The organism is Streptomyces sp. NPDC002690, assembly GCF_053592415.1.
The window spans coordinates 20142-27450 of the sequence record NZ_JBSFVR010000064.1 but is presented as its reverse complement, the minus strand read 5'-3'; the positions used below and the strand labels follow the sequence as shown (position 1 = coordinate 27450).

General features: G+C 70.7%; 4 protein-coding genes. All 4 read right to left on the bottom strand.

Annotated elements, in window-relative coordinates; all coding sequences use genetic code 11:
• On the bottom strand, positions 1-576 hold a 576-nt coding region (locus ACWD3D_RS11605), incomplete at its 3' end, for a helix-turn-helix domain-containing protein (protein WP_451460695.1).
• Between the two features lie 65 nt (positions 577-641).
• Positions 642-1481, bottom strand: a complete 840-nt coding sequence (locus ACWD3D_RS11600; protein WP_451460694.1) for an extracellular solute-binding protein — start codon at positions 1479-1481, stop codon at positions 642-644.
• A 227-nt stretch (positions 1482-1708) separates the two neighbouring features.
• The gene (locus ACWD3D_RS11595) at positions 1709-4120 is read right to left on the bottom strand and encodes a beta-glucosidase H (protein ID WP_451460693.1); all 2412 of its coding nucleotides are present in this window, start codon (positions 4118-4120) and stop codon (positions 1709-1711) included.
• A 585-nt stretch (positions 4121-4705) separates the two neighbouring features.
• Positions 4706-7282 (bottom strand): family 78 glycoside hydrolase catalytic domain, encoded by a 2577-nt coding sequence (locus ACWD3D_RS11590; protein WP_451460692.1) that lies wholly within the window; start codon positions 7280-7282, stop codon positions 4706-4708.
• Between the last annotated feature and the right edge of the window lie 27 nt (positions 7283-7309).

Here is a 7309-nt window from a genome sequence, read left to right as displayed (position 1 = left end):
CCGGTCGTCGCGCCCCCTCACCGGCAGCGCCGCGCAACACACCCCGTCCATCACCTCCGCGCACTCCAGCACCGCCCCCGGCAGCCGGCCCCGGGAGCCGGTCCGGACCCGCTCGCTCAGCACCTGGCCGGCCGCGGTGTCCAGCGGGAAGCTCATCCCGTTCCGCACCGGCACCAACGGCTCTGCCTCGCCCGGCACGGACGCCACGGTGAGTGCCCGGCCGTCGTGCAGCACGGTCAGCAGGGTGCTCGCCCCGGTGATCGCCCGCAGCCGGTGCAGCGGGTGACGGGCCGCCACCCGTAAACCCGGGTGTGGCTCCCACGCCTGCCCGAGGCGGTAGAGCTGCGAGCCGACGCGATAGCGGCTGCCCCGCCGCTCCACCGCGCCCACCAGCAACAGCTGCTCCAGCAGCCGGTGCGCGCTCCCCTTGGGCAGGGCACAGCCCGCGGCGATCTCGGTGAGCCCTGCCTCCCCGCCGCACCCGCGCAACGCCTCCAGAAGCGCGAACGCCCCCTCGATCACGCCTCGGCCGCGGTCCGTTCCCCGCTCCTGCTCCCTGCCCGCGTGTCGCGACATTTCTCCCCCAGCCGGTCGCCGGGCCGTGCCTCTTCGCACGGCCGCCGAGAGAGAATGCCCGACCTTCACAGCGGGGGCACACCTCGCCACGCGCGAACGTGACCCACGGCACACGAGTCGCCGCTCCCGCTGGGACGAGAGGAACGCGAGTGGCTCCGGGGGACCGGTGCTGGTCGGCACGCCACCGCGACCACCTCGCGCGCCGGCCGGCGTTCTCCCTCCGGGCACTGGCCGCCCGACGGCCGCTGCGCGCTCCACGTCCGGGTAGACGGCGTTGACCCCGAATCACTGCACGGATACGGGTTCCTGGCCGTTTTCGCGGCGGTTTGCACGCTGCGCAGCCGGGAACGGGGCCATGAGTACCATCGGGTGCCGCACGAGTTCATGGAGCAGAGGGAACGGCTGCTGAAGGCGGTGTCCTCTTCGCGACAGGCGCGTGAACGGGTGTGAGTGCCGCGCGCGGCGAAGGTGTGGTACTTGACCTGGACGACTGACGCGGCGTCTTCGGGAAGGTCCACGGCGAACCGGCGCGCACTGAGGTCGTAGAGCCGGCCCTCCGCCTGGAGGCGCATCACGGAAGCCGCGTTCCCGTTGCCGGGCGATACCGTGAAGAGGTCGGGGCCGTCACCCGAGGCAAGTTGCGCGGCGAGGTTCTCCTGGAGCTGATCCGTTTCGGCGTAGGTCACGGACACCTTCGCTTCGGGATCGAGTTTGCCGAAGGCCGCGATCACCGCGTCCATGGAGGTGCGGTCGGTGACGTTGGCAGTGATCCTCAAGGTGTTCTCGTCCCTGCCGACGTGTCCGCCGCACGCGGCCAGCGGGCCGATGAGGGAAGCGACGACGACTGCCGCGGTGCGGCGATGCGTACCGTGTCGTGCGGCGGGGCGTCTTGGTGCTGAAGACATGAGCATGCTCCGTGCCGATGGGGTCGGATCAAAAGGTGGGGGCGTGGGTGTGCGGTGCCGCAGGCCTGCGGCACGGCGGACGGGTTGGGGGACGATGCGGTCCCGCACCCCGTGGCTCGTACGCACAAGTGGAATTCGTGCTGAGAGCCGGTGCGGTGACGGGGCCTGGAGCACGGACCGCCCGGAGACCTTGCACGGCCGTGCTCCGGGTGCCGAGGCGGGCGCGGTCAGCTGACGGTCAAGCTTCGCCGCGCTGTCAGGTCACGGGACGAGCGTGCGGTGGCGAAGGTGTACAGGCCCGGAGTGAGGACCCAGCCGCCCGGCTTCCAGACGGACAGATCCCCTTGCGGGACGGTGAAGGTCAGGCGTCGTGAGCCCGCTGCTTCCAGAGTGACCTTCTGGAAGCCGACCAGTCGGCGGGGTTCCGCCGCTGCCGCAGGCGGCAGAGTCGCGTAGATCTGGACCACATCCGTGCCCTTGCGCGCACCCGTGTTGGTGACCGTCACGGAGAGGGTGACGCGCCTGTTCGCCCGGTCGTGGGTCACCTCCGGCGATCCGTGGGCGAAGGAGGTGTAGGAGAGGCCGTGGCCGAAGGCGAAGCGCGGTTGCTGTCCCGCCAAGTCGTAGTAGCGGTAGCCGACGGAGGTGCCCTCGTCCAAGGAGACCGTGCCGTTCGTGCCCGGGTAGGTCGCGGAGGTGGTGCCGGGCCCCTGGGTGGCGTCGGCGGGGAAGGTGACGGGGAGGCGGCCGGAGGGGTCGCTGTCGCCGAAGAGGACGGCGGCGAGGGCGGTACCCATGCCCCGACCCCCGTACCAGAGCTGGATGACGGCCTCGACCTCGTTCAACCAGGGGGTGGCTACGGGGCCGTCGGTGTTGAGGATGACGATCGTGCGCGGGTTCGCGGCCGCCACGGCGCTGATGAGCTGGTTCTGGTCACCGGGCAGGTCGAGTCGTGAGTGGTCCATGGCCTCGCCGGAAATCCGGTTGACGAAGACCACGGCGGCGTCGGCCGCTCGCGCCGCGGTGACCGCGGCGGGGACCAGGGAGTTTGGCTGCCAGCCCAGGGTCAGGCCGCAGGTGCCGGTCTCGGCGGTGGCGTTGGTATAGGTCAGTTCGATGCTCACCGCACGGCCCGCGGTCAGCTGGGCGGTTCCCTGGAGCGGGTAGTCGAACGGGCCGAGGAAGAAGCGGCGCATCTGCCGGGTGCCGGAGACGACCTCGGTGCCGTTGATCTTCAGGGTGGCCGTACCGGCGGGCAGCAGGGAGAAGCGGTGCAGACCGGTGGTGGTCGGTACGAGGGTGCCTGTCCACCTCGCGGACCAGACGGCGGGGAGATTCGCCGCGGGCGCGCTGGTGAAGTCGACCACCGTGTCGGTCCTGGTCAGCAACGGAGACCCGGTGGGGTCGGCGCCCGCGAAGTAGGCGGCGGTCAGGCCGGCCTTGCCCGCGCTGTCGCGCACCACCGCCGAGGGGACCACGGTCAGGGGCAGGTCACCTTTGGTGCCCTGGGCATGGGTGACCGTGACGGAGTTCCCGGCACGCGCCCGGATGGCCTGGAGCGGGGTGGTCCATGTACCGGGATCGACGTAGCTGGAACCGCCCACACCGGTCACGGCGTCGGCGTCGGCGGGACCGATGACGGCCAGCGACTTCACCGAGGTGGTCAGCGGCAGGGCGGACGAGCGGTTGGCGAGCAGGACCGTGGAGGCGATCACGGCCTCGTGGGCGAGGTCCCGGTGTGCCTGGGTGCTGACGTCGTCGGCGGGGGCCGGTACGGGACTGTCGAAGAGACCGTTCGCGAACATCGGGACGAGGATGCGGCGGGCGGCGTCGTGGAGCCGCGCGGCCGGTACCGCGCCCTCCGTGAGGCTGCCCGCGGGAAGCGTCACCGCGCCGGGTCCGAGCCCGGCGAGGTCCATGCCGGCCTGGGCGGCTGCGACTTGGTCGTCACCGGCCCAGAAGTCCGGCACCGTGTAACCCTGGAGGCCGATACCCGTCTTGAGGTCGTCGAACAGGGCGGGGTTCTGCGTGGCGAAGGTGCCGTTGATCTTCGGGTAGGCCATCATCACCGATGTGGTCGGCGCGGCGGCGATCACGTGGCGGAAGGGCGTCTCGTAGATCTCGTGCAGGGCGCGGTCCGTCACCTCGGTGTCGGTGAAGAACCGGTTGGTCTCCTGCGTGTAGGCCGCGAAGTGCTTCACGGTGGCGACCACCTGCCGGCTCTGCATGCCGACGGTGAGAGCGGCTCCCAGGCGGCCGGCCAGCAGCGGGTCTTCCCCCATGCCCTCGGCCTGACGGCCAGAATGCCAGGTCCGCGTCACGTCTACGGTCGGGCCCAGCACGTTGTTGTAGCCCTTGCCTCGGCCCTCGGCGCCGATCGCCTCTCCGATGCGGCCGGCGAGGCCCTCGTCGAAGGTCGCCGCCTGAGCGACGGGTACGGGAAAGGCGGTCACCCCCTTCTCGCCCCGAAGGCCGGCCGAAGCGTCGACCATCGTCAGGGCGGGGATGCCCAGGTGGGCGACGGCTGCGAAGTCACAGCGCACGAGGGCCTCCTTCTCGGCCGCGGTCATCCGGGCCAGCAGGGCATCGGCCCGGTCCTGTGAGGCTGAGTCGGTCACGCCCACTGCCTGGCCGCTCATGACCGGGACCATGGCCACGGCCAACGCGGTGAAGGTGGCGGCAGAGAGAAATTGTCTTCTGTTCACAGCGGCTCTCCGGATACGTATGGACGGCTGCTCGAACTTCCGTCACGGGAGGGAAATGGGGGCCGACCGAAAAGTCAGGATTCCGGGCGGCCCCGGCTTACGGGCAACGCATGGGACTCGTGCGCAACACACGCGCATGCGTCTTCTTTTCGCTTATTCCGAGACCGCCCTGCCGCGTCCCGCGACAGCGATTCTCGTGCGCATCGGCGCAGGCTCGCGAAGCGTCTCGCCCAACAGATGGAAAGCTATTGCCCGTTAACCCCCAGGTCAACCCTTCGGCGCAGCCTCCGCAAATGAGCCGCTGACCAGCGAAAACAATATCTAGCCGAGAGGGATGGATTGAAAATTTCAAAGAGAACTCCACCCGACGCCCTCTTCCATCGACCCGCCGGATCGGAGACATTCACGGCAGTGATACAGGATGCGTGAACGAAGCCTTAAAAATCCTGGACCGCCCGACGCGGAAAATGGTCGCGTCGAGCGGTCCAGGGTTGGTCGCGTGCGCTTGGCGCGCTTGGTTCAAGCGGCCGCACCGGAAATTGCGGCAGTTTCGAGCACGTGTTCACCCGGGCCGATGGACACAGGCGGACAGCCGGGCAGTTCGGCGGTGGCCCGGGCTCCTTCGGGAACGGTGCAGTGGGCGGTCAGGCCGGTGGCGGTCAGTTCCCAGAAGAGGCCCGCGGTGCCGTACGGGGTCTCATGGCGGGTGCGGGCCCACGTGATTCCGCCACCAGGCCTCGGTCGGAAGGTGATTTCCCGGTAGCCGGGGGCCGTGGCGGTGATGCCGCCGACGACCCGGTGCAGCCAGTCCGCGACGGCGCCGAGCGCGTAGTGGTTGAAGGAGGTCATCCCACCCGGGTTGAGGCTGCCGTCCGGCCGCAGGCTGTCCCAGCGCTCCCAGATCGTGGTCGCGCCCTGCGCGACGGTGTACAGCCAGGACGGGCATTGGGTCTGGAGCAGCAACCGGTAGGCGACGTCCAGGTGTCCGGTGTCGGTGAGCGCGTCACAGATCAGCGGAGTTCCGACGAAGCCGGTGGCTATGCGGGCGTCATCCCTGACGACTAGTTCGGCGAGCCGGCCCCCGGCGTCCTGGCGCTGCAGGGGCGTGAGCAGGTCGAAGGCGATTGCCAGGGCGTAGGCGGTGGGACTGTCGCTCGTCATGCGGCCGGACGGCAGGACGTACCGGCGCCGGAAGGCTTCCGTGACCTCGTCGGCCAGCGTGGTGTACCTGTCGCGATCCGCGGTCCTTCCCAACTCGGCCGCGGCACGTCCGAGGTGGCGAGCGGAATGCGCGAAGTAGGCCGTGGCGACGAGGTAGCGGTCGGTGACGCCGGCTGCCGGGTCCTCCGGCGGGGCGGCGGGGTCGAGCCAGTCGCCCAGCTGGAATCCGGTGTCCCACAGACGCGTCGGGCCGGCGAGGCGCTCCACCAGGTCCACCCACTTCTTGCCCATGGGGTAGTGGCGTCGGAGGAGACCGATGTCGCCGAAGCGCTGGTGGAGGGTCCAGGGGGTGAGCGTGGCGGCGTCTCCCCAGGCCGCCCCGGGGTGGATCGGCGTCCACATCGGGGCCCCGGGTATGACGGGTACGTACCAGGGGACGGTGCCGTCGGGGAGTTGTTCCAGGCCCACGTCGGTGAGCCAGGAGTCGAGCATGCCCGCGCAGTCGTAGAGGAAGCTCGCGGTGGGGGCGAAGACCTGGATGTCGCCGGTCCAGCCGAGGCGTTCGTCGCGCTGGGGGCAGTCGGTCGGTATGTCCACGAAGTTGCCGCGCATGCTCCAGACGACGTTCTCGTGCAGGCGGTTGACCAGGGGGTCGCTGCACTCGAACCAGCCGGTGCGGCGCATGTCCGTGTGGTGGACGCGCGCCTTCACCATGTCCGCGGTCAACTGGCCTGGCCAGCCGGTCACTTCGGCGTAGCGGAAGCCGTGGATGGTGAAGCGCGGCTCCCAGGTGAGCGGGCCTTCGCCGGCGAGGATCAGGGTGTCGGTGGCGTACGCCTCCCGCAGCGGTCGCGTCGCCAGGGCGCCGTCCTCCAGCACTTCCGCGTGCCGGAGTACGACGGTGGTGCCCGCCGGGCCGTCGACCGTGACGCTCAGGCGGCCCACGAGGTTCTGGCCGAAATCGAGGAGGTGGCGTCCGTCCTCGGTGCGGGTGATGGCGAGAGGGGCGATCTCTCCGGTGCGGCGGACCGGGGGCCCCATCGGTGCGACCAGGGTCGCGGGGTCGCGTCGGCCCGTCCGTACGGGCGTCCACGCGTCGGCCGGGGCGGGCGAGGGGGTGGGTGTGCACCAGTGCGGATCGTGGAGTCGGGCGTCGAAGGTCTCGCCCTCGTAGAGGCCGCTGGTCAGGATCGGGCCGGGCGCCGCGCTCCAGGTGCCGTCCGTCGCCACGACGAGGGTGGTGCCGTCGCGGTAGCGCACTTCCAGCTGTGCGATGAGCGCCTGGTCGGTGCCGTAGATGTTGCGGGTGCCACCGTCGAAGCCGTACTTGCCCCGGTACCAGCCGTCTCCGAGCCAGGCCCCGATGGTGTTGGCGCCCTCGGCGAGGTGGCCGGTGACGTCGTGGGTGCGGTAGCGCAGCCGTCGGGGGTAGACGGTCCACCCCGGAGCGAGCGTCTCGTCGCCCACCCGGCGGCCGTTGATCTCCGCCTCGTACAGGCCGTGCGCCGAGACGTACAGGCGTGCGTGGGCCACGGGGCGGTCCAGCCGGAAGTCCTTGCGGACCCGGGCCGGGCGGCGCTGGGCCTGCGGGTCCTCGTCCCATCCGGCTCCGACGGGGAGCGCGTGCCAGTCGGTCGGTGCCAGCAGGCCGGCTTCTACGGGCCGCGGATCGCTCCAGGCGGACGGTTCCGGGGCGCCCGGGGTCCAGACGCGGACCCGGACACTCGCGCGTTCCCTGGAGGCCAGGGGTTTCCCCGGCCAGGGTGCGAGCACGTGGGTGTGGTCGGCGACGCGTCCGGTCCGTCGGACGGCACCTGTTCGGTCGACTTCCAGTTCGTACGCCTGCTGTCGGCCGGATCCGGGCGGCAGTGTCCAGGTGAGCCGGGGGGCGGCGACGCCGACGCCGAGTCCGTCCGGAAGGTGCTCGAAGGACACCGGGGAGGGCTGAGGGGGGAGCAAAGG

Coding starts and splice junctions, on each gene's coding strand:
- ACWD3D_RS11600 (WP_451460694.1), bottom strand. CDS start 1,481: ATGTCTTCAGCACCAAGACGCCCCGCCGCACGACACGGTACGCATCGC.
- ACWD3D_RS11595 (WP_451460693.1), bottom strand. CDS start 4,120: ATGAGCGGCCAGGCAGTGGGCGTGACCGACTCAGCCTCACAGGACCGG.